The following is a 22,635-nucleotide window of genomic DNA, read 5'->3' as shown; positions in this document are numbered from 1 at the left end:
CGGGTCGGCATCAAACGTTGGTATCCGCGTGATAGTCGTCCATTTTAGGGTTTATAATTAAAAAGGGCATGTGCCCTGTCATGTTTTGATGCGCAAAAGTACGAAAAAACTTTTTTGCACTACCACATCAACAGGTGTTTTTTGCGTTACAAAATAATGTACCCGTGCCTCTGGCCACTGTCTCGCCACACATTTTGTGCGCGGCATACTGCGTCACGCCAGTTTTTTGTCGTAACTTCGCACCCCGTAACACGCTATCAACCAACAATTTTACGACATTAAATGTACGCTATCATCATCAATGCCATAGCCGTAGTGCTTGGCAGCGCCATCGGTGCACTATTCAAACGTGGCATCAGCGAGAAATACATCAACGTGCTCAACACCGCCATGGGACTTTGTGCCCTGGCGCTCGGCATGAATGTGGCCATCGACAGTATGCAAAAGACACATTACCCCGCGCTCTTCATCTTCTGCCTGTCAATAGGCGGCCTTGTGGGCACGGTGTGCAAAATGGACCAGCGCATGGAGAAGGCCACGCGCCGCATATCTACCACCAACCTGGCCGAGGGCATTACCACCGGCATATTGCTGTGCTGTGTAGGCACACTGGCCATGATGGGCCCTGTGATGAGCGCGCTATATGGTGACAACACTTACCTTATGACTGCCGCCACACTCAACCTGGTTACCATGGTGGTGGTGGCCTCGTCGTATGGCTTTGGGGTGGCTATCACCTCGGTTGCCGTGTTAGTGTGGATGTCGGCCATTTACGGCATTGCCCTCGTGTCGCGCTCGTTCATATCTGAGGAGCTTATTTCGGAGGTGTCGCTCGTGGGTGGCATTCTGATTGCGGCGTCGGGTCTTGGTGTGCTCCATATCAAGGACTGCAAAACCATCAATCTGTTGCCGGCTCTTATCGTGCCCATGCTGTTCTTTGCGGCCAGAGCCTTATTTGCCATGTGGGGCTTATCGTTTTGAGGCGTTTCCGGGGCACAAACACCTACCATTTTGTTGGGCAACAAACATCTTGCATCTTACACTAATTAGACATAACAAACTGATAATCAGCACTTTCAACAGTGTAAGATGTTTCAAAGCAATCCTACACAAAACCTACACGCCAAGACCTGCATCTTACACAAGCGAGAAGGGGGATACGGGTGCAAAGGAGGGCGAATTTGATACTGGGGAATACGCCACAATGCGGCCCTGTAATTTTGCGATATAACAATGTGTTCTTACGGCATAGGGGGAGCGGATTTTCAATCAGACCGACTGAAAATCCGCTCCCCCTATACTGTTATTGCGTGCTGCCGCAACTGGTGCGTGCAGGCAGTAGTGTAAGTAGTTTTCACTATATCCTACACTTCATAAACATCTGATATTCAGAGCATTAAATACCATTAGTGTAAGATGCAAGATGTTTCACTGCATCTAATTTATATGGTAGAAAATGTGGTAATTGGCTGATACCGTAGCGTTACTAATTAGCCGCTAACGCGAAAACAGAAGGACAGAAGAACATAAGGCTTAGCGTGTATTAGCCGCTAACGCGGAAAACAAAAGAACATAAGTACAAAAGAACATAAGGCCGCTTCGCGACTGACGGCCACGGACTAACGTCCGGGTGGCCTCAAGATACATAAGGGCTGACGCCGTAGCGTTTGAGTAGTAACGCTACGGCGTCAACCTGTCATCTGCACATCAGCGCGCAAGACCCGCTACGGCGTCAGCCCTTATGTTCTTGAGGCCACCCGGACATTAGTCCGTGGCCGTCAGTCGCGAAGCGGCCTTATGTCCTTTTGTACTTATGTTCTTCTGTTTTCCGCGTTAGCGGCTAATTAGTAACGCTACGGCGTCAGCCCATTAGCTCATTAACATTTAACAGCATTAGCATATTAACCCATTAGCGAGCCTGGTGCCAAAAGCCACGTACAAGATAATAGAATATGTGGCCTATGCCAAACAACACGGCTATCCACAACATCAGGTGACTCTCATTCCACCCCACCGTCTGCTGGTGCCAGAAACCTGTCATGACACACAACACGGCCACTATCACGCCAATGCCATTGAGCACGCTCTGGCCCGTACGGCGCATGGTGCCATTGCCCGACACACTGTGGCGCACGCCATAGGTGGAGTAGACGTCAAGACCTATGAGCATCCACATCACAAGGCGTATCCATGTGTCGGCCGGCAAAAAGAGCATCATGCTCACACAACACACCACACCGGCTGCGGGCACCCAAGGCACAAAGGGGGTTTTGAAACCGCGCGGCACATTGGGCTGGGTGCGACGCACTACTATCACACCAAGACACACCAGGGCAAAGGCAAACAGGGTGCCGATGCTGGTCATCTCGCCCGCCACACTGGCTGGCACCACACCGGCCAGCAATCCGATAACAACCATAAACAGGGCATTGCTGCGCGCCGGGGTGTGGTAGCGCTTGTGCAGATGTGAGAAAATGGGCGGCAACAGTCCGTCGCGGCTCATGCTGTAAAACACACGGCTCTGACCAAGCAACGTGACGAGCACCACACTGGCATATCCCATCAGTATGGCCAAGATGATGCCGCGGTTGAGCCATGGATAGGCCGGGGTGACGGTGCCATCGGCTGCCGTGGGGCCCATGTGGGCTATGGCTGTGGCAGCGGGGGCTATGCTGTCGGCACCCTTGTAAGCATGGTAGTCAACCACACCGGTCATGACAAGGGCAAACACCATGTAGAGCAGGGTGCAAATGAGCAGCGAACCCAATATGCCGATGGGCATGTTGCGACGCGGATTTTGGGTTTCCTGTGCGGCGGTGCTGATGGCGTCGAAACCTAAGAAGGCAAAGAACACAATGGCGGCACCACGCAATACGCCCGACCAACCGTATTCGCCAAACACACCGGTGTTTTGCGGCACAAAGGGGGTCAGGTTGTCGGTGTTGATGTATTTGAAACCAACGTATATGAAGATGAGTACTACGGCTATCTTTAACACGACAAGAAAATCGTTGAACTTTGAACTGCCCTTGGTGCCGCGCATCAGTATGAACGACAGCAGCACGATGAGCAATGTGGCTGGCAGATTGAACACGCCGCCATCGGCTGGACAGGCTGTCCAGGCTTGTGGCAGGTGCCACCCGAGGTCGCTCAACATGATGGTGAAATAGCGGCTCCATGATATGCTGACTGTCATGGCGGCCAGGGCATATTCGAGCACGAGGTCCCACCCTATTATCCAGGCTACGAGTTCGCCCATAGTAAAGTATGAATAGGTGTAGGCCGATCCGGCCACGGGTATCATGGAGGCAAACTCGGCATAACACAAACCGGCCAAAGCGCAACACAGTGCGGCCAGGGCAAAACTTAATATGATGGCGGGGCCGGTGTGCTCGCCAGCCACAATGCCAGTGACCGAAAAGAGTCCCGCACCTATTATCACACCCACACCGAGCGCTATCAGGCCCCACATGCCGAGCACACGCTTCAAGCCCTTACCGCCTTCGTTTCCGGCCTCACGCAGGAGTTCGTCGGCGGTCTTTTTTACAAATAAATCCATTGGTGATATTACAGTTTGTCAGTTGTTTTGGTCACAAAGATACAAATTGTATGGCATTCTTACCTTTATTGTTGTATTTTTGATTTAAGGGGCGCTCTATTAAATCTGAGAAAGACAAGCTATAAACCTATAAACTCGAACGAGGCTCAAGCACCAAACGCAAGCACTAATGGGGGCGACGCGTCTCGCGTCGGGATTTAAGGCAAAGGCCCACAGACAGACGTGTAATTGGTGCTGTTTGTGAGCCTTTGTTAAGTGTATGAGCCTTTGCCTTTATGCCCGATGAACGCGGAACGCGTCGCCCCCATTAGAGGTAGCGTTTGTCGCAAAAAAATAAAGCGGAAGCGCCATTTGGGCACTTCCGCAGTAAGGGAGTCGTATCATACATGGCTGAATGTTAGCCAAGATACTTCATCAAGATGTTAATGTTGTCGGCCTCACGCAGGCGGCGCAGGGCACGTTCCTTAATTTGGCGTACACGTTCACGCGTCAAGTTCAATGTGTTGGCCACCTCCTCGGCCGTCATTTCGTTACGTCCAATACCGAAGAGCATTTTCAGCACCTGGCGTTCGCGGTCGGAGAGTGTTTTGAGCGCAGCATCAAGGTCAGACGAGAGTGATTCCTTCTCCATTTGGTTGTCGGTGCCCGGAGCCGAATCATCGGTCATGATGTCTATCAGACAGTTTGAGTCGTCCTCGGCAAATGGGGCATCAACGCTCACCTTCTTGCCATTGGTGCCAAGGGCCTCTTGCACTTTGCTCACATCTGTGTCGAGCAGTTCGGCCAACTCTGCCACTGACGGGCGGCGCTCGAACTCCTGCTCAAAATTGACAATGGCCTTGGTGAGCTTGCTCTGGAAACCTACTTGGTTGAGCGGCATGCGCACAATACGACTTTGCTCTGAGATGGCTTGCAAGATGCTTTGCTTTGACGTATCCACCACACGGCATACGAGATGAACTTGAAGCCACGTGTCTCGTCAAACTTTTGGGCGGCTTTAATCAAGCCGAGATTGCCCTCATCGATTAAGTCGTTAAGTGCGAGTCCTTGATTTTGATACTGTTTAGCCACACTGACAACGAAGCGCAAATTGGCACGTGTCAAACGGTCGAGAGCGGCTTGCCCATCGGGGCCGCCACGGTGAATACGCTGTGCGAGTTCTACCTCCTCGTCGGTTGAGATAAGTTCCTCACGGCCAATTTCTACCAAATACTTGTCCAACGCTGCACTTGAGCGGTTGGTGATACTTTTGTTTATCTTTAGTTGTCGCATAGTTCTACTTGTACACGTTTAATAAGGGGCGATGTCACATCACGGCATAACAAATGCCTGCAAAGGGTATACCAATGCAGGCTATAATCAGGCCTTTACTATCCTTATAACGTTCATAAATACAGACTCTTCGTAAATTCGTTGCAAAATTACGAAGAAAAGCAACGCCTCGCCACTTTTTTAGTATTTATTAAGCATATATCGCGCGTTATGCTCAGTTTTTCTTTTTGAATAATTGCTCAAACAGGTTCAAACTGTCAGGATTTTCCTTGGCAAAGGTGTCAATATGTCGCATGCGTTTTTGCTCCAGTATCTCGTCCACTGCTATGAATATGCCAGTTTCCTCCACCTGGCCGAACTCGTGGTTGATGGCGGTGCCGAACACGCGCATGGTGGGACTGAGGCCCATGTAGGCGTTGACCAATGGTGGAATGTTGTAGCCGCGCTTGCGCACCTCGGTGTTGAGTATGCGGTAGTCGGACTTGAAGTCGTCGTGTACGAAGAGTTGGGCAAGCTCATCGGCCGGGGTGTCGATGTGCAATGGCTCGATGGGGGTGACAAGGGCGTCCTTGTCGCCAAAATGCTTGTGCAGGAAGTAGAGTATCATGTCGCGTGCCGGACGGTTGAACGACGGATACATGGTCATCTTGCCAAAGAAGTATTTGAGGTTGGGTATGACTACTGTCAGGGCACCGAGTCCGTCCCACAGATTGTCAAGCGCAAAAAGGCCCTTGCTTGCGGCACGTGTGCTCTGATATTCGAGGGTGACGAATGAACGACCAAGTTCGACGGTGTCGGGCATATAGGTGCGGACAAACTCGTCGGAAAAGTGGAACAAGTGGCTCGTGGCCAAGCATGGCTGTCCGTTGTGGTCGATAGGTGTTTCGTTGCCGGGCAAGAAACGGTAGCCGCCAAGTATCAGCTCCTCCTCAGGGTCCCACACAATGAGCTGGTAATAGGGGTGTTCGCAGGTGTCGAACTCGTCCCAATCAAGCTCCTGCCCCGTTCCACCGCCAGCAGCACGAAAGGCTATCTCGCGCAAGCGGCCTATTTCGCGCATGACATTGGGGGCCTGTTGATAGGTGATGACGTATATTTCATTACCCGCCTTGTTAGTAGTGCGCAGGCGACGCTCGGGCGTCAATTCTTGTTTTAAGAGTTCCTTATCTACTGGAGGTATGATTGGTTGCATAATCCTACTTGTTATGTCTTGTGCTGTATATATAGATGTGTGGTGCGTACATGCTGATTGTAGACTGAAGGGGTACTTGTCAGAGTGCATACACAATATCCTCTACCCACTTGGCCCATTCGGCTGGGCGTTTTGAACGGTCGAAGGTTTGCCAGGGTATGGGTTTGCCTATCTTTACCTTGAAGGTTTTATGACGGTTGCGGAAGGTTTCGTCGGCCAGGAACAGCATGGCTATGTTGAACTTTAAGCCGAGACTCTTGCACAACGAAGCGAGGCGATAAAAGCGGTCGGAGTTGCGTCCGCCAAAGTGTATGGGCACCACATCGCGATGGGTTTCAACGCTCTTTTGTATGAAGGTTTTGTTCCAAGGCAAGTCGCGGATAACACCGTTATGGCGTCGCGAGCACAATTTTGCGGGGAACATGATGACGTGGTTGTCGCTATTGAACGTGGCATCGATTTGCAGCGGCAGGTCGCGGCTCTGCTTGCCCGTTACATTTACTGGCACACACAATGGGGCCAGTCCGTGCAGGTTCATGAGCAGGTCGTTTACCAAATAGCGTATGCGTCCGTCGTAGCGGTGGCCCAATATTTGGCCGATGGCTATGCCGTCGGGCCCACCGAGGGGGTGGTTGCTCACAAATGTGAAACGGCGTCCGTCGGCATCGCCGGGCAGATTGTCGTAACCCTCAATGTCGAGTTTGTCGTCAAGATAGTCCATCACGGCATCAAGCCAAGGCACGCCTTGCATGTTGCCCACGCGCTTCATAAAATCGTTTATGTCGTCCTGATGCACAATATGCTTGAGCCACGACCTTACAAAACCCGGCACATAGCGTGCCTTGCTGCCGGCCTTGCTCTCGAGCACCTTGTCAATGTCTATCTTAAATATTTTATCCTTATCCACAATCGTCGTTTATCTTCCTTTGCGTTGCAAATGTACAAATTTATTTTTGCCGTTCCACTTTATCCGTGCAAAGTTTTCATGACACCAGGCACTCCGGTTGACTTTGGCCTACCATATTGCGCACACGCACGATGTATGCGCAATTTTCTGTCACATAGGGCGGGCATGCCATAACGACGAGGCTACTTAAATACGGCACATTTGTTCTATTTCTCCCTTTAATAGGTGCATATTGTGCAGTGCTCGGAGAAATTCCGTACTTTTGCAATGCTACTATGCCCTGTGCAATGGCTGTATGGGAGGCGCATGCCGCCCCCCCGGCTTCAGCATTCGCAGGCTTGGAGCAGACACATTAAAACACAGCACAACACCATCAAACACTTGGCTTGATTGTATGAAAAGAATATTTGTAAGCATCACACTCGTGCTCTGCGGCCTCTGCGGCCATGCACAGGCCGTTTTGTCGCTCGACAGTTGCCGCGCCATGGCACTGCGCAACAACAAGGAACTTGCACAAAGCAAAGCCCAACTTGACAAGGCGCATTGGGACACCAAGGCTGCACACACCAACTATCTGCCCAAAGTGTCGCTCACCGCTGGCTACATGCGCACAGGCGATGAGATTTCACTGCTCAACAATAATCAAAAGAATGCGCTCAACAACATCGGTACGACTGCAGTTAACCAGTTCGGTGCACAGTTTCCAACCATAGCGCAGCAAATCATTACCAAATACCCCGACCTGGCGCCGCTCATTCAGGACATGTCGGGGGCGTTTCAGCAAAATGCCGCAGCATTGGGACAAGCTGGCAATGCCTTTGGCAAGGGCATTACCGATGCTTTCCGCACCGACACCCGCAACATGACGGCGGGCATGATACTGCTGACACAGCCGCTCTACATGGGTGGCAAGATAAAGGCTTACGAAAACATTACCAAGCACCAGGCCTCGCTGGCCGATGCGCAACTGCGTGCCGACGAGCAGCAGGTGATGCTCGATGTGGACCGCGCCTACTGGCAGGTGGTGTCGCTGGCCAACAAACGGCGGTTGGCCGTTAGCTACCGCAACATGTTGGCGCACCTTGACTCGGACGTGGTAAAGATGATTAACGAGGGGGTGGCCACCAAAAGCAATGAGCTGTCGGTGAGCGTGAAACTGAATGAGGCGGAAATGACGCTGATGAAGGTGGAGGACGGTTTGACTCTGTCGCGCATGCTGCTGTGCCAACTCTGCGGCTTGCCGCTGGAGAGCGCCCCCCGACTGGCCGACGAGGACAACAAGGACTTGCCCACCGTGGCACAGGACATTAGGGCTGACGTGGAAACGGCTTTTGCCAACCGTGCCGAATTGTCGCAACTGGCTACTGCACAACAGATTTATGCCGAAAAGGCCAAGATTGAACGCGCGGCGGTGCTGCCACAAATTGCGCTGACCGGTGGGTACATGATTTCGAACCCCAACGTGTTTAATGGTTTTGAAAAGAAATTCCGCGGCACATGGGCTGTGGGCGTGATGCTGAAGGTGCCGGTGTGGAACTGGGGCGAGACTAAGTATAAGGTGCGCGCTGCCAGAACGGAGGCTACCATTGCGGCGCTCAAAACTGACGAGGCACGCGAAAAGATTGAACTGCAAGTGAACCAGGAGGCCTTCAAGGTGAACGAGGCTAACCGCAAGCTGACGCTCAGCATGAAGAACCTTGACAAGGCTGAAGAGAACCTGCGCACAGCACAAGTGGGATTTAAGGAGGGGGTAATCACAACCTCGGACCTGCTGGCAGCACAAACGGCTTGGTTGCAAGCGCACAGCGATAAAATTGATGCGCAAATTGACATTAAACTGAGCCATGCAAGCTATAACAAGGCTTTGGGACAGCTGGGCGAATGACATAGGCCCCACTTTACCACACAACACACATTATTAAAGCATATATCATAGCCGTTGGCGGAATTCTTAGTTAACAAGTTGACAGGTTAACAAGTAAGTATGCTACACGCTACTTATTATTATGTTAAAGTCCGAATGTTAAGAAACTTGGCAAAGTTAACTTGTTAACTAATTACGCCAACGCACATATCAATATTAATTATGAGACAGAAAGCAAACTTTCTCCCAGCTATTATCATCATGGCGGGCATCATCGTTTTGGTTGTCATTGGCAGCCTGTACGCTTTTAACAACGAGCCTGACACCATTCAGGGCCAGGCTGATGTGACGGAATACCGCGTGTCGAGCAAAGTGCCAGGACGCATACTTAAATATATGGTTAAAGAGGGCGACTATGTGCATGCCGGCGACACACTGGCCATTCTTGAAGCACCTGAAGTGACAGCCAAACTTACCCAGGCACAAGCGGCTGAGGACGCTGCGGCTGCACAGAACCGCAAGGCCGAAAAGGGTGCAAGACAGGAGCAAATTGCCGGTGCCTACGAAATGTGGCAAAAGGCGAAAGCGGGGGTTGACATTGCTGAGAAATCGTACGCCCGCGTCAAGCGCCTCTACGACCAGGGGGTGATGACAGCACAGAAGCTGGACGAGGTGACGGCGCAGCGCAATGCTGCCATAGCTACCGAACGTGCGGCAAAATCGCAATACGACATGGCCAAGAATGGTGCCGAGCGCGAGGACAAAGAGGCTGCTGCAGCTTTGGTTAACCGCGCCAAAGGTGCTGTGAGCGAAGTTAACTCGTACATTAAGGAAACTGTGCTGACGGCGTCGGCCGACGGCGAGGTGACGGATATATTTCCGCAAATTGGCGAGTTGGTGGGTACAGGGGCACCTATCATGAACATTGCACTGATGAACGATATGTGGGTGACCTTTAATGTGCGCGAGGACCACCTGGCAAACTTTAAGATGAACCAGACGTTCAAGGCCACCATACCGGCACTGGGTAACAAGGAGGTGACACTGAAGGTTTACTATATGAAGGACCTTGGCTCGTATGCCGCATGGAAAGCTACCAAGACTACCGGACAGTATGACATGAAGACTTTTGAGGTGAAGGCCTCGCCCGCCCAAAAGGTTGATGGACTGCGACCGGGCATGAGTGTGCTGATGGAGTGAGCGGGGTATGCTATCCGCTCTCACACACATTCATAGTCCCAACCCGTTGGCGTTTTTTTTGGTTAACGGGTTAACAAGTTGACAGGTTAACAAGTAAGTATGCCTTACACTACTTATTATGATTAAAGTCTGAACGGTAAGAAACTTAAAAAGTTTGGCAAACTTACCTGTAACCCCGTTAACTTGTCAACTTGTCAACTAACTCCGCCAACTCATAGTCCCTTCATTTCAAAACGCTCACTATTATGTCTGATAACGTTCATATAAACAAAGGCGACCAGGCTCCCTCTGAAGGGGGAAAGGCATACGGTGTTGCATATCCGTTTTTGCGTGAGCTCCGCCGTATGGCCACACAACCTATCTACTGGTTCTGTATGGTCATCGCGCCTCTGTTCTGTTACATATTTTTCACTTCACTCATGAAGCAGGGGCTGCCCGAGAACCTGCCCATGGGACTTGTTGACGAGGACCGCACTACAACCACGCGCAATCTGGCCCGCAACCTCGATGCCTTTCAGATGAGCGACATCACGCACGAGTTTGCCAATGTGACGGAGGCACGAAAGGCGGTGCAAAAAGGCGAGGTGTATGGGTTTTACCTTATACCACACGGCACCACCAAACAGGCACAACTGCAACGGGTGCCTACTGTGTCGTTCTACACCAACTATTCGTACCTCGTGGCAGGCTCGCTGCTTTACCGCGATATGCGCATGATGTCTGAACTGGCATCGGGAGCCGCATCGCGCACTGTGCTTTATGCCAAGGGGGCCACCGAACGACAAGCCATGGCTTATTTGCAACCCATCGTCATTGACATGCACGCCATTGGCAATCCGTGGCTCAACTACAATGTGTATCTGTCAAACATCATCATACCGGGCATGTTGGGCATATTCATATTCATGATTACCGTTTTCAGCCTCGGCTCTGAATTGAAGTTTGACACGGCTGACGAACTCATGGCCTCGTCAAACAACTCTATCATTGTGGCACTTACAAGCAAACTGCTACCGCAGACCATCGTATTTCTGCTGATGGGTTCTATTTACATACTGCTGCTTTATGGCTACCTGCACTTTCCGTGCAACTGTGGCATTTGGCGTATGTGGAGCGTGATGGCTCTGTTTGTGTTGGCCTGTCAGGGCATGGGTGTGTTCATGTTCACCATGTTGCCCACACTGCGCTTGGGACTGTCGTTTGCCTCGCTGTGGGGCGTCATTTCGTTCAGCATATCTGGCATGTCATTCCCGGTAATGGCCATGCACCCCATACTACAAGGGTTGGCCAATTTGTTTCCGCTGCGCCATTACTACCTGCTTTACGTCAACTGCGCGCTCGACGGCTATCCGTTGGCTAATGCGTGGCCTTTCGCCATGGCACTGCTTGGCTTTGTGGTGCTGCCCATCCCCTTCCTCGGCCGACTTAAAAAGGTGATGAACACCTATGCCTACGAGCCATAAGTGCTGATGGGGTGACGAGTAAACGGGCTGACAAGCGGGTGTTAGCATTATACTTTTATGTATGAGCATAACACCTGATAAACAATACATATAGAACTATTTGTCATGTACAACTGGAGACAAGCTTTTTCCGATCTCAACTACATATTTCGTGAGGAGTTGCGCACCATCATTCGCGACAAGGGCGTAATCATATTCTTCTTTCTCGTGCCCATAGGCTACCCACTGCTCTACACCTTTATTTATACCAACGAGGTGGTGCGTGACGTGCCAATTGCGGTGGTTGACGACTGTCGGTCGGCACAGAGCCGCGAGTATCTGCGCCACCTCGACGCATCGCCCGATGTGCACATCATATCGTACTGTGCCAACATGAACGAAGCCAAAAGCCTCATCAAGCACCGCGACGCTTATGGGGCGGTACATATACCGCGCGACTTTTCTGAAAAGCTTAACCGGGGCGAACAGGTATACGTGGGCGCATACGCCGACATGAGCGGTATGCTGTACTACAAGAGTGTGCTCACTGCCAACACCAATGTGAGTCTGGCCATGAATGCAAGCATCAAGGTAGAACGCGCTGGCGGAACTACTGCCGAGCAAGACAAGGTGGCCGAGCACCCCATAGAGTATGAGGAAGTGTCGCTCTACAATCCGCAAAACGGTTTTGCCACCTTCTTGATACCTGCCGTACTGATGCTCATCATACAGCAAACTCTGCTGCTTGGCGTGGGCATGGCAGCAGGTACTGCACGCGAGAAGAATGCCTTCCGCAACCTTGTGCCTGTTGAGCGCCACCATCGCGGTTTGCTGCGCATTGTCATGGGCAAGGGTGCAGCCTATCTTTTGGTTTACATACCGCTGAGTGTCTATGTGCTGGCGGTGGTGCCCCATTTGTTCCACCTCAACCAGATTGGCAACCCTTGGGACGTGGCATTCTTTGTCCTACCCTTTCTCATTGCCTGCATTGCGTTTAGCATGACGGTAAGCGCCTTTGTGCGACACCGCGAGATGTGCATCATGCTCATTGTATTCACCTCTGTGCCTTTGCTTTTCATCTCCGGATTGTCGTGGCCGGGCAGTGCTGTGCCACCAGTTTGGAAGGCCATCAGCTACATATTCCCCTCTACATTTGGCATCAATGGTTTTGTGGCCATCAACAACATGGGGGCCACGCTTGGCGATGTACAGCACGACTGGTACATGTTATGGGCACAGGCCGGCATTTATGTCATCACAACCTGCGCCGTGTACAAGGCCAGCATCTTGCGTGCCCGACAGCGTGTCATCGAGATGTGGAAGAAGCTATAAGGTGTTTCTAAAAGTTCTGTTTTTAGAGCTCTGCTATTCTGAAATATTGCTGACTGGTAAAACGTAACCATGCGAACAGACCCAAGCACAAAACGCTACCAACAAACGCAAGCACAAAACGCTACCACTAATGGGGGCGACGCGTCCCGCGTCGGGCATGAAGGCAAAGGCTCACAAACAGGAGCATAATTAGTGCTGTCTGTGAACTTTTGCTTTCATGCCCGACGCGGGACGCGTCGCCCCCATTAGAGCTTGCGTTTGTTGGTAGTGTTTGGTGCTTGCGTTTAGTGCTTGCGGGGCCTTTACTATACTACCAAAACTTTACATGCAGAGTATCTTACATCTTACACAAACGCGTTGCAATCCATTGATTATCAATAATTTACACAGTGTAAGATACTACAAATTCCACCTACACGCATCCTACACAACCTACATACTGCCACACGGCACAAGCACGGGAGGAGAACGTCACAGCATAGGGGAGCAGAAAAGTCTGTTACTCCGACAGATTCTTCTACGTCCCTGTGGCGTAAAACCCACCGCATACGACAAAACCGACTGCAAGACAACGGGGTGGGGTGTGTAAGATGTATGCAAGGGAGTGTAAGATGCTTTGAAATCATCTTACACTATTGAAATATCTGATTATCAACTTGTTACGCATAAAAAGTGTAAGATGGCAGTAAAAACACACGCACTCTTTTACAAGTAGGCAGACGGCGAGGGAGCAAATATTTGTGTACAAATTGTACACTTTTTCTCAGACGCATCAACCTTCTTCATTCATAGTTGCATTGCCAACATACACAGTAACGCCCGGAAGTATCGATTAACGAGCTTCCGGGCGTTACCATATATCTATTGTGCAGTATAAGTCTGCTTTACTTGTTGCGGTACATGTTTTCGTAATACTGCTGATAGTCGTCACCGCTGACGGCCTCCACCCAATCGTGGTGCTCAAGGTTCCAGCGGATTGTCTTTACAATGCCCACCTCAAACGAGGTTTCGGGATACCAGCCCAAGTCGGCCTTGATTTTTGAGGGATCAATGCCATAGCGCTGGTCATGGCCAAGGCGATCCTTTACAAAGGTTATCAAGTCATCGTTAATCCAGTCTATGCTGATTTGACCATCGGCACCACGTTCCTGCTTTTTGAGCAAGGCACGGAACTGCGGCTCCTGCTGCATGATGTCGTGAATGGTGCGTATGATGATTTTGACAATCTGAATATTCTGACGCTCATTATGACCGCCTACATTGTAAATTGAGCCATTAGCGCCCTTTGTTATCACCATGTCAATGGCCTTGCAGTGGTCCTCAACATACAGCCAGTCGCGAATATTCTCGCCCTTGCCGTACACCGGCAGACGCTTGCCCTCAAGAATGTTGTTGATAACGAGCGGAATGAGTTTCTCAGGAAATTGGTAAGGGCCATAGTTGTTTGAACAACGCGTGATGCTCACCGGCATGTGGTAAGTGTCGCGATAGGCACAAACAAAGTGGTCGGCCGATGTTTTTGATGCACTGTAGGGGCTGTGCGGACAAAGCGGTGTGTCTTCGGTAAAGAAGCCCTCTGCCCCAAGTGAGCCATACACCTCGTCGGTTGACACCTGATGGTAGCGCACACCCGGGCGCCACGTGGGATAACCCTGTTCGTCGCGACCCATCACCCATGCAGCACGTGCTGCATCAAGCAAATTCTGCGTGCCAAGGATATTGGTGTTGAGGAAGAGCTGCGGGTTTTCGATACTGCGGTCTACGTGGCTTTCGGCTGCAAAATTCACTACCACATCAAAGCGGTATTCGGCAAAAAGGCGGTCAAGCAGCCCGCGGTCGCAAATATCACCCTTTACAAAATAGCAGCGTTCATTGTCAATGTCACCGGCAATGGTACCGAGGTAGCCTGCATAAGTAAGCAAGTCGAGCACCACCACACGAATGTCATCATGCTTGGCCAAGATGTATTTCAAGTAATTGGCACCGATAAAGCCTGCGGCACCTGTCACCAAATAGGTTTTCATAAAATATGTATATGGTATATTCTGTTATTATTCAAACTGTCACGCTTGCGCTGTTCACTGTGCATAGTGTGCACTAACCTGGTTTGTCAAGTCAATGAACTCCTGCACCGATAATTGCTCAGGGCGGCGGGTGAGCAGCGGCTGAGCCAAAAACGCCGTGTGGTCGGGGGCGGCAACCCCGGGACGCTGGTCGAGCTCATGAAGTAGTGGCTTGATTGAACCGCGCATCATTTTGCGGCGTTGGTTGAAAGTGGTTTTAACCACCCGCCGCAACAACTGCTCGTCGCAATCGGGAGCCGTAACCTGGTTACGCGTCATGCGCACCACAGCGCTGCGCACCTTGGGAGGCGGGTTAAACACCCCTGGCTCAACAGTGAACAAATAGTCTACATCGTAGTACAGCTGCACCAGCACGCTCAATATGCCGTATGCCTTGCAGCCTGGTTTGGCGGCCAAACGCTCTGCCACCTCCTTCTGTATCATGCCCGTGCAGCAAGGAATGAGGTGCCGGTAGTCGAGCATCTTGAAGAATATCTGGCTGCTGATGTTGTAGGGATAATTGCCAGTGAGCACAAACGGACGGCCGTCGAAGGTGTGGTCGAGGTGCATTTTCAAAAAGTCGTCCTCGATGATGTTGTCCTCCAGTTCAGGAAAGTGTTCGCGCAAGTAAGCCACACTCTCAAAATCAATCTCCACGACCTTAAACTCTCGTTTTTTGGGAATGATGAACTGTGTCATCACGCCCATGCCGGGCCCAACCTCAAGAATGGGTATGTCAGGACACGCATCTACTGTGTCGGCAATGGCCTGCGCGGTAGGCAGGTGGGTCAAGAAGTGCTGACCAAGAAATTTTTTAGGACGTACAGACTTCATCTGATATATTTTTTCTACTTTTGCATAATAGTGCAATGCACACTGGCATCTGCCTGAAGCATCATTGCCCATCATGATATAACGCTGCAAAGGTAAGCATTTTATTTGAATGTAAACTGCCTTTAGTGCCGTAACTCACTACTTAACAATGAAGCATCTGCTAAAAATCATACTGCAAATATCACTGCCATTTGTGCTCGGTTTCGGCATATTGTGGTGGATGTACCGCGCCACCGACTGGCACGAGTTCATGCAGTGCGTGACGCATGACATGAATTGGGGGTGGATGCTGCTGTCATTAGCCTTTGGCATTTTGCCACAAATGGCACGCGCCTGGCGATGGAGAATGGCCCTTGCCCCGCTTGGCGAGCATGCCCGCCGCACCTCCTGCACCGACGCCATTTTCATGTCCTACGCTGCCAGTTTGGTCATTCCGCGTGTGGGCGAAGTAACCCGTTGCGGCACGCTCAAAAAGAGTGACGGCATATCGTTCACCAAATCGCTCGGCACGGTGGTTACCGAAAGACTTGTCGACTCGTTGTTTATGCTCATCTTCACAGGCGTGGCATTCTTGTCGCAGTTGCCCAAGTTCTTGGAGTTCTTGTGCAAGACGGGCACCAACCTCAACGACATTCTGCACCGCTTTACCGGCACCGGCTACATTGTCACACTCATCTGCATCTGCGCCGCAGTCATTGCCACATTGGTGGCAGTACGCCGCTTTGCCGTGTTCAAAAAAGGGCGCGACATGCTGCACGAGGTGTGGGAGGGCGTTCTGTCGCTGCGCAAGGTGCACAATCTGCCTTTATATTTGTTTTACAGCCTGCTGATATGGGTTGGCTATTTTCTGCACTTCTACATCGCATTTTTCTGTTTCGACTTTACCACCTCATTATCTGTTGGGGCGGCATTTCTCATATTTTGTGTTGGCACCTTTGCCGTGCTTGTGCCCACCCCCAACGGAGCGGGTCCCTGGCATTTTGCTGTAAAAACCATGCTGGTGCTTTACGGAGTGGCCGAGGCGCAAGCAGTCATGTTTGCCCTGGTGGTACACACCATACAAACGGCCCTTGTCGTACTGCTCGGCGCATTTGGTTGGGCAAGGGTCAACTATCGTAAAAAACTTTCTTAATACATAAACATCATGAGCGAAATTGCTAACCTGCAACCGCAGGCCATTTGGAAAAACTTTGATTTGCTTACGCAGGTGCCCCGTCCCTCGGGCCACCTCGAAAAGGTTCAAAAATTCTTGCTCGACTGGGCTGCCAGCAAAGGCGTAAAAGCCTTTAAGGACGAGGCCGGCAACATCATTATGCGCAAGCCTGCCTCTGCTGGCATGGAAAACCGCAAAATGGTTACACTGCAAGGCCACATGGACATGGTGCCACAAAAGACCAAGGATTCGACCCATAACTTTGAGACCGACCCCATACAGACCTATATTGATGGCGACTGGGTTAAGGCCAAAGGCACCACATTGGGTTCAGACGACGGTATGGCTGTAGCCACCATCATGGCTGTGATGGAGGACGACACACTGAAGCATGGCCCCGTCGAAGCTTTCATCACTGCCGACGAAGAGACTACCATGTATGGTGTCAACCACATGAAGGCCGACGTAATTGAAGGCGACATATTGCTCAACCTTGACGACGAAACCGAAGGCGAAATGATTATCGGCTCTGCTGGTGGTGTTAACATGACTGCCACATTGGAGTACAAGCCTCAAGAGGTTGACGCCAACGATGCGGCTGTAAAGGTTACACTCCACAAACTGTTTGGCGGACACTCTGGCCTCGAAATCAACGAGGGCCGCTGCAACGCCAACAAAGCCATGGCACGCCTCGTGCAGGACGCCATTGCCAACTTTGAAGCTTGCTTGGCTGAGTGGAAGGGCGGCAATATGCGCAACGCCATTCCAAGCTCTGCCGAAGTTGTGCTCACACTGCCTAAGGAGAATGTGGAGGCTTTCAAAGAGGTTGTGGCCGAATGGCGCCAGACCTTCAAAGACGAGTACGAGCCTGTTGAGCAAACACTCGAACTGGACGTTGAGGACGTGGCTTTGCCTGCCTACATCGTACCGGCCGAAATTCAGGACAACCTGGTCGATGCGCTTTGCGCCGTACACAATGGCGTTTACCGCATGATACCTTACAACAAGGAGGTTGTCGAGACATCGTCTAACCTCGCCATCGTCGAGATTGGCGAAGGCCACACCAAATTCCTCATCCTTATCCGCTCATCACGCGACTCTATGCGCGAATGCTGCGTCGAAACACTCGAAAGCTGCTTCTCAATGGCCGGCATGAAGGTGGAAACCGATGGCGAATACCCTGCATGGCAGCCTAACCCCAAGAGCGAGATTGTCGAACTCATGAAGGGCATCTACCACGAACTCTTCAACGAGGAGAGCAATGTGACAGTTGTTCACGCCGGACTCGAATGTGGCGTAATTGGTGCCTTGCGTCCTAACATGGATTTGGTCAGTTTCGGCCCCACGCTGCGCTCACCGCACACACCCAACGAGCGTTGCAACATTCCGAGTGTGGAGAAGTACTGGAAATTTGTGAAGACAATTCTCGAACGCGTGCCTGAAAAGTAACGCATAATTAACTACTGCAACAATAGGGGCAATCAATCTCATGTTATGATTGTCCCTATTGCTGTTTTAACGCAACCGCCATTTTAACCCATATCAAATGCAATACTTAGAATTTACCTTTACCACCCGGCCGGCCACCGAAGCCGTGCAGGACGTGTTGTCGGCCGTATTGGCCGAAATAGGTTTTGACAGTTTTGTACATACCGACGAACTCGACCGCCCGGCCGTGGCACATTGCGCCAATCCCGAGGACCCCACCTTTGAGGAGAAGCTGGACGAGGACCACTTCCAGTGCTACATTCAGAAGGCACTCTTCGACCAAACCGCCCTCGACCAAACACTGGCCGCATTCCCCCTGCCCGATGTTGAAATAACCTACACCATGCAGGAGGCCGAAGACAAGGACTGGAACGAGGAATGGGAGAAAAACTATTTCAAGCCCCTCGTTGTCGACGGACGTTGTGTGATAGCCAGCACATTCCACACCGATGTGCCAAAGGCCGAATACAGCATCACCATCAATCCGCAGATGTCGTTTGGCACAGGCCATCATGCCACTACCTCGCAAATGATAAGCCGTTTGCTCAACGACGACATCACGGGGCTCGAAGTGCTCGACATGGGTTGCGGCACCAGCATATTGGCCATTTTGGCACGTATGCGCGGAGCCAAACACTGCCTGGGCATTGATGTGGACGAGTGGTGTGTCAAAAATTCGCGCGAGAACATTGGCCTCAACCATCTTGACCACATCGATGTGGAGCTGGGCGATGCCTCATCGCTGGCTGACAAGGGCCCGTTCGACCTTGTCATTGCCAACATCAATTTGGGCATTCTGCTTAACGACCTTAAATATTACGTGCCACGCATGAAACAGGGTGGCTTTATCTACATGAGCGGTTTCTACGACACTGACATTCCACAACTCGTAGCCGAGGCACAAAAGCAGGGCCTCACGCTTGTCGACGAGCATGTGCTCGATGGCTGGGCTTGCCTGAAACTGCAGAAGTAATATTAATAGTTGACAAGTTTACAAGTTAACGGGTTAACCCGCTAACCAAACTACGCCTCACAGCGGTGCATACATATAATAGGCGCACCCGACAAACCCTGTGGAGGGCTGTGCAGATGCTAACCCAAAAACTGAGTTGCCAAACGATACATGATTGCCCAAAAGTAGTACCTTTGCACTATGAATCAGAATGGCAATAAAAATATGTATGAGGGCCTCGCCTCATATTTCCTCCCCGAAGGAGTTCTTAAATATTTCGAGGTGACAGACTTTGCAACACAGCGTACTCTGGACAAGGATGTTCTTTACACAACAGAGCTTCACATCTATCTGGATGAGCGCGACAATCGCACACCAGACATGAAGGATTCCGTGAGCAATGGTTTTGGGGAAGAATCATGTTTACTTGACTATCCAGCCCGAGACAAGAAGGCGGTACTTCACATACGAAGAAGGCGTTGGACAATGCCGGATGGCACAACAAGAAGTGTTGACCTTGACAAGGAGTTTGAACTGAAGCATAAGGGCACTCGATACGCGAAGGACTTCGCGCTTTTTTTAAAGAGGGCGAATGGACTCTGAGACGATAACCGCTCGTCAGATTGGTTATACGTACATGATTAACAGCTCCACGTTTGCCAAAAGATACAAGGACGCCCTGAGTAACTTCGAGACGTGGGAGCAGAAGGATCACGCATCCAAGTGGATTCTTATTCCGCAAAACGTAGGTAAGGAGCAAGGCATAGACGAGACCTCCCTCCAGGGCGAACTGTACACTATCGTTCACAACAAGGATGCCCATGGTCGCAAGGGTGCAATCATAGCAGTAGTCAAGGGAACGAATCCTGCTGACGTACTGAAGGTTCTCATGCAACTACCTGCAGATAAGCGTGAAATGGTTGAGAATATCACGATGGATCTCTCAGATTGCATGCGTGTCATAGCCCGAGAGGCATTCCCTAAAGCCACAGTCATACGTGACTGCTTCCATGTCGTAAAACGCGGTGGAGAGGGCTGCGAAGAGATACGCCTGCGCCTGAAACGAAAAGCCGTAAAGGAGGCGAACAGACAGAAGGCAGAGTTTCGCAAATACCTCGAAAATCTGGCAGCGCAGAGAAAGGCTTACCGCGAGCGAATGAGGAAAAGGCATGGGAAGAACTGGAAGAAGAGCAAGCGCGGAAGAAAGCCTATGAGGCTGAACACTCGCTTTGAACCCAAAAGGCTTGAAAATGGCGAGACTCTTGTAGAGGCACAGACACGATGTCGCAAGCAATTGTCCATGAGCCGAGAGAAGTGGAGCGCAACGCAGAAAAAGCGTGCGAAGATACTTTTCGCACTCTACCCAAAACTTGAAGAAGCATACAATCTGATCAACTCCCTTAGAGCCATATTCAGAAACAAGAAACTCACAAAGGAGACTGCCAAACAGAATTTCAAGGGGTGGTATGAGAAAGTGGCTTCCTGCACTCTGCGTGAAATCAAGTCCGTACGCGATACCATCAGATTCTATGAGGATGAAATCCTGAACTACTTTGACGGACGTAAGACTAACGCTTCAGCTGAATCGTTGAACTCAAAGATCAAATGCTTTCGTGCACAAGTAAAAGGAGTCATAGACATACCATTCTTCATGTATCGTTTAGCAACAGTTTTGGGTTAGCATCTGCACGGCCTACTCCACAGGGTTTGTCGGGTGCGCCNNNNAGGCGCACCCGACAAACCCTGTGGAGGGCTGTGCAGATGCTAACCCAAAAACTGAGTTGCCAAACGATACATGATTGCCCAAAAGTAGTACCTTTGCACTATGAATCAGAATGGCAATAAAAATATGTATGAGGGCCTCGCCTCATATTTCCTCCCCGAAGGAGTTCTTAAATATTTCGAGGTGACAGACTTTGCAACACAGCGTACTCTGGACAAGGATGTTCTTTACACAACAGAGCTTCACATCTATCTGGATGAGCGCGACAATCGCACACCAGACATGAAGGATTCCGTGAGCAATGGTTTTGGGGAAGAATCATGTTTACTTGACTATCCAGCCCGAGACAAGAAGGCGGTACTTCACATACGAAGAAGGCGTTGGACAATGCCGGATGGCACAACAAGAAGTGTTGACCTTGACAAGGAGTTTGAACTGAAGCATAAGGGCACTCGATACGCGAAGGACTTCGCGCTTTTTTTAAAGAGGGCGAATGGACTCTGAGACGATAACCGCTCGTCAGATTGGTTATACGTACATGATTAACAGCTCCACGTTTGCCAAAAGATACAAGGACGCCCTGAGTAACTTCGAGACGTGGGAGCAGAAGGATCACGCATCCAAGTGGATTCTTATTCCGCAAAACGTAGGTAAGGAGCAAGGCATAGACGAGACCTCCCTCCAGGGCGAACTGTACACTATCGTTCACAACAAGGATGCCCATGGTCGCAAGGGTGCAATCATAGCAGTAGTCAAGGGAACGAATCCTGCTGACGTACTGAAGGTTCTCATGCAACTACCTGCAGATAAGCGTGAAATGGTTGAGAATATCACGATGGATCTCTCAGATTGCATGCGTGTCATAGCCCGAGAGGCATTCCCTAAAGCCACAGTCATACGTGACTGCTTCCATGTCGTAAAACGCGGTGGAGAGGGCTGCGAAGAGATACGCCTGCGCCTGAAACGAAAAGCCGTAAAGGAGGCGAACAGACAGAAGGCAGAGTTTCGCAAATACCTCGAAAATCTGGCAGCGCAGAGAAAGGCTTACCGCGAGCGAATGAGGAAAAGGCATGGGAAGAACTGGAAGAAGAGCAAGCGCGGAAGAAAGCCTATGAGGCTGAACACTCGCTTTGAACCCAAAAGGCTTGAAAATGGCGAGACTCTTGTAGAGGCACAGACACGATGTCGCAAGCAATTGTCCATGAGCCGAGAGAAGTGGAGCGCAACGCAGAAAAAGCGTGCGAAGATACTTTTCGCACTCTACCCAAAACTTGAAGAAGCATACAATCTGATCAACTCCCTTAGAGCCATATTCAGAAACAAGAAACTCACAAAGGAGACTGCCAAACAGAATTTCAAGGGGTGGTATGAGAAAGTGGCTTCCTGCACTCTGCGTGAAATCAAGTCCGTACGCGATACCATCAGATTCTATGAGGATGAAATCCTGAACTACTTTGACGGACGTAAGACTAACGCTTCAGCTGAATCGTTGAACTCAAAGATCAAATGCTTTCGTGCACAAGTAAAAGGAGTCATAGACATACCATTCTTCATGTATCGTTTAGCAACAGTTTTGGGTTAGCATCTGCACGGCCTACTCCACAGGGTTTGTCGGGTGCGCCATATAATATTAGTGTCGCCCATTAAGAAGTTG

General features: G+C 50.7%; 18 protein-coding genes and 1 pseudogene. 13 read left to right on the top strand and 6 right to left on the bottom strand.

What is annotated here, in order from left to right; translation table 11 throughout:
- Nucleotides 1-282 precede the first annotated feature (282 nt).
- Nucleotides 283-981, top strand: a complete 699-nt coding sequence (locus BQ5453_RS03885) for a DUF554 domain-containing protein (protein WP_071122230.1) — start codon at nucleotides 283-285, stop codon at nucleotides 979-981.
- A 928-nt stretch (nucleotides 982-1,909) separates the two neighbouring features.
- Here the strand turns inward: BQ5453_RS03885 and BQ5453_RS03880 are convergent.
- From BQ5453_RS03880 to BQ5453_RS03865, 4 genes and pseudogenes are all read right to left on the bottom strand, one after another.
- Entirely contained in the window at nucleotides 1,910-3,559 is a 1,650-nt protein-coding gene (locus tag BQ5453_RS03880; protein ID WP_071122229.1) for an amino acid permease, read from the bottom strand.
- A 397-nt stretch (nucleotides 3,560-3,956) separates the two neighbouring features.
- A pseudogene (locus BQ5453_RS03875) lies at nucleotides 3,957-4,831 on the bottom strand (sigma-70 family RNA polymerase sigma factor).
- A gap of 214 nt (nucleotides 4,832-5,045) precedes the next feature.
- The gene (locus tag BQ5453_RS03870; RefSeq protein ID WP_071122228.1) at nucleotides 5,046-6,023 is read right to left on the bottom strand and encodes a glycine N(alpha)-acyltransferase GlsB; all 978 of its coding nucleotides are present in this window, start codon (nucleotides 6,021-6,023) and stop codon (nucleotides 5,046-5,048) included.
- 79 nt (nucleotides 6,024-6,102) lie between these two features.
- On the bottom strand, nucleotides 6,103-6,930 hold the full coding sequence (locus BQ5453_RS03865) for a lyso-glycine lipid O-acyltransferase GlsA (protein ID WP_071122227.1): 828 nt from the start codon (nucleotides 6,928-6,930) through the stop codon (nucleotides 6,103-6,105).
- 394 nt (nucleotides 6,931-7,324) lie between these two features.
- Here BQ5453_RS03865 and BQ5453_RS03860 point away from each other — a divergent pair, with 394 nt between their 5' ends.
- The 5 genes from BQ5453_RS03860 to BQ5453_RS14035 all read left to right on the top strand — a co-directional run bounded on the left by BQ5453_RS03860 (nucleotide 7,325) and on the right by BQ5453_RS14035 (nucleotide 13,357).
- A complete protein-coding gene (locus BQ5453_RS03860) occupies nucleotides 7,325-8,815 on the top strand; it encodes a TolC family protein (protein WP_071122281.1) in 1,491 nt (496 codons plus the stop codon).
- A gap of 240 nt (nucleotides 8,816-9,055) precedes the next feature.
- On the top strand, nucleotides 9,056-9,994 hold the full coding sequence (locus tag BQ5453_RS03855; protein WP_394365335.1) for an HlyD family secretion protein: 939 nt from the start codon (nucleotides 9,056-9,058) through the stop codon (nucleotides 9,992-9,994).
- Between the two features lie 344 nt (nucleotides 9,995-10,338).
- The gene (locus tag BQ5453_RS03850) at nucleotides 10,339-11,457 is read left to right on the top strand and encodes an ABC transporter permease (protein ID WP_071122280.1); all 1,119 of its coding nucleotides are present in this window, start codon (nucleotides 10,339-10,341) and stop codon (nucleotides 11,455-11,457) included.
- Between the two features lie 105 nt (nucleotides 11,458-11,562).
- The gene (locus BQ5453_RS03845; protein WP_071122226.1) at nucleotides 11,563-12,768 is read left to right on the top strand and encodes an ABC transporter permease; all 1,206 of its coding nucleotides are present in this window, start codon (nucleotides 11,563-11,565) and stop codon (nucleotides 12,766-12,768) included.
- Nucleotides 12,769-13,135: 367 nt separating this feature from the next.
- Nucleotides 13,136-13,357 (top strand): hypothetical protein, encoded by a 222-nt coding sequence (locus tag BQ5453_RS14035; protein ID WP_143033289.1) that lies wholly within the window; start codon nucleotides 13,136-13,138, stop codon nucleotides 13,355-13,357.
- 295 nt (nucleotides 13,358-13,652) lie between these two features.
- Here BQ5453_RS14035 and rfbB read toward each other — a convergent pair whose 3' ends face one another.
- Both rfbB and rsmA read right to left on the bottom strand, forming a co-directional pair.
- Nucleotides 13,653-14,792: a dTDP-glucose 4,6-dehydratase gene (gene rfbB / locus BQ5453_RS03840; RefSeq protein ID WP_071122225.1), complete on the bottom strand. Its 1,140-nt coding sequence runs from the start codon at nucleotides 14,790-14,792 to the stop codon at nucleotides 13,653-13,655.
- Nucleotides 14,793-14,846: 54 nt separating this feature from the next.
- Nucleotides 14,847-15,665, bottom strand: a complete 819-nt coding sequence (rsmA, locus tag BQ5453_RS03835; protein WP_071122279.1) for a 16S rRNA (adenine(1518)-N(6)/adenine(1519)-N(6))-dimethyltransferase RsmA — start codon at nucleotides 15,663-15,665, stop codon at nucleotides 14,847-14,849.
- Nucleotides 15,666-15,813: 148 nt separating this feature from the next.
- Here rsmA and BQ5453_RS03830 point away from each other — a divergent pair, with 148 nt between their 5' ends.
- From BQ5453_RS03830 to BQ5453_RS03800, 7 genes are all read left to right on the top strand, one after another.
- Complete coding sequence (locus BQ5453_RS03830) at nucleotides 15,814-16,797, top strand: lysylphosphatidylglycerol synthase transmembrane domain-containing protein (RefSeq protein WP_071122224.1); 984 nt, start codon at nucleotides 15,814-15,816, stop codon at nucleotides 16,795-16,797.
- 12 nt (nucleotides 16,798-16,809) lie between these two features.
- Nucleotides 16,810-18,267 (top strand): aminoacyl-histidine dipeptidase, encoded by a 1,458-nt coding sequence (locus BQ5453_RS03825; RefSeq protein ID WP_071122223.1) that lies wholly within the window; start codon nucleotides 16,810-16,812, stop codon nucleotides 18,265-18,267.
- Nucleotides 18,268-18,364: 97 nt separating this feature from the next.
- Nucleotides 18,365-19,279, top strand: coding sequence for a 50S ribosomal protein L11 methyltransferase (prmA, locus tag BQ5453_RS03820; RefSeq protein ID WP_071122222.1), 915 nt, complete (start codon nucleotides 18,365-18,367; stop codon nucleotides 19,277-19,279).
- A 204-nt stretch (nucleotides 19,280-19,483) separates the two neighbouring features.
- Complete coding sequence (locus BQ5453_RS03815; protein ID WP_143033257.1) at nucleotides 19,484-19,861, top strand: ISAon1 family transposase N-terminal region protein; 378 nt, start codon at nucleotides 19,484-19,486, stop codon at nucleotides 19,859-19,861.
- Between the two features lie 34 nt (nucleotides 19,862-19,895).
- On the top strand, nucleotides 19,896-20,939 hold the full coding sequence (locus BQ5453_RS03810; protein WP_074027632.1) for a transposase: 1,044 nt from the start codon (nucleotides 19,896-19,898) through the stop codon (nucleotides 20,937-20,939).
- A 168-nt stretch (nucleotides 20,940-21,107) separates the two neighbouring features.
- Entirely contained in the window at nucleotides 21,108-21,485 is a 378-nt protein-coding gene (locus BQ5453_RS03805) for an ISAon1 family transposase N-terminal region protein (RefSeq protein WP_143033257.1), read from the top strand.
- A gap of 34 nt (nucleotides 21,486-21,519) precedes the next feature.
- Nucleotides 21,520-22,563, top strand: a complete 1,044-nt coding sequence (locus BQ5453_RS03800) for a transposase (protein WP_074027632.1) — start codon at nucleotides 21,520-21,522, stop codon at nucleotides 22,561-22,563.
- Nucleotides 22,564-22,635 lie beyond the last annotated feature (72 nt).

It is taken from the genome of Prevotellamassilia timonensis, from assembly GCF_900106785.1.
Lineage (GTDB): Bacteria > Bacteroidota > Bacteroidia > Bacteroidales > Bacteroidaceae > Alloprevotella > Alloprevotella timonensis.
Note: the sequence above shows the minus strand (reverse complement) of the source record. Positions and strands in the feature narration are given on the sequence as shown.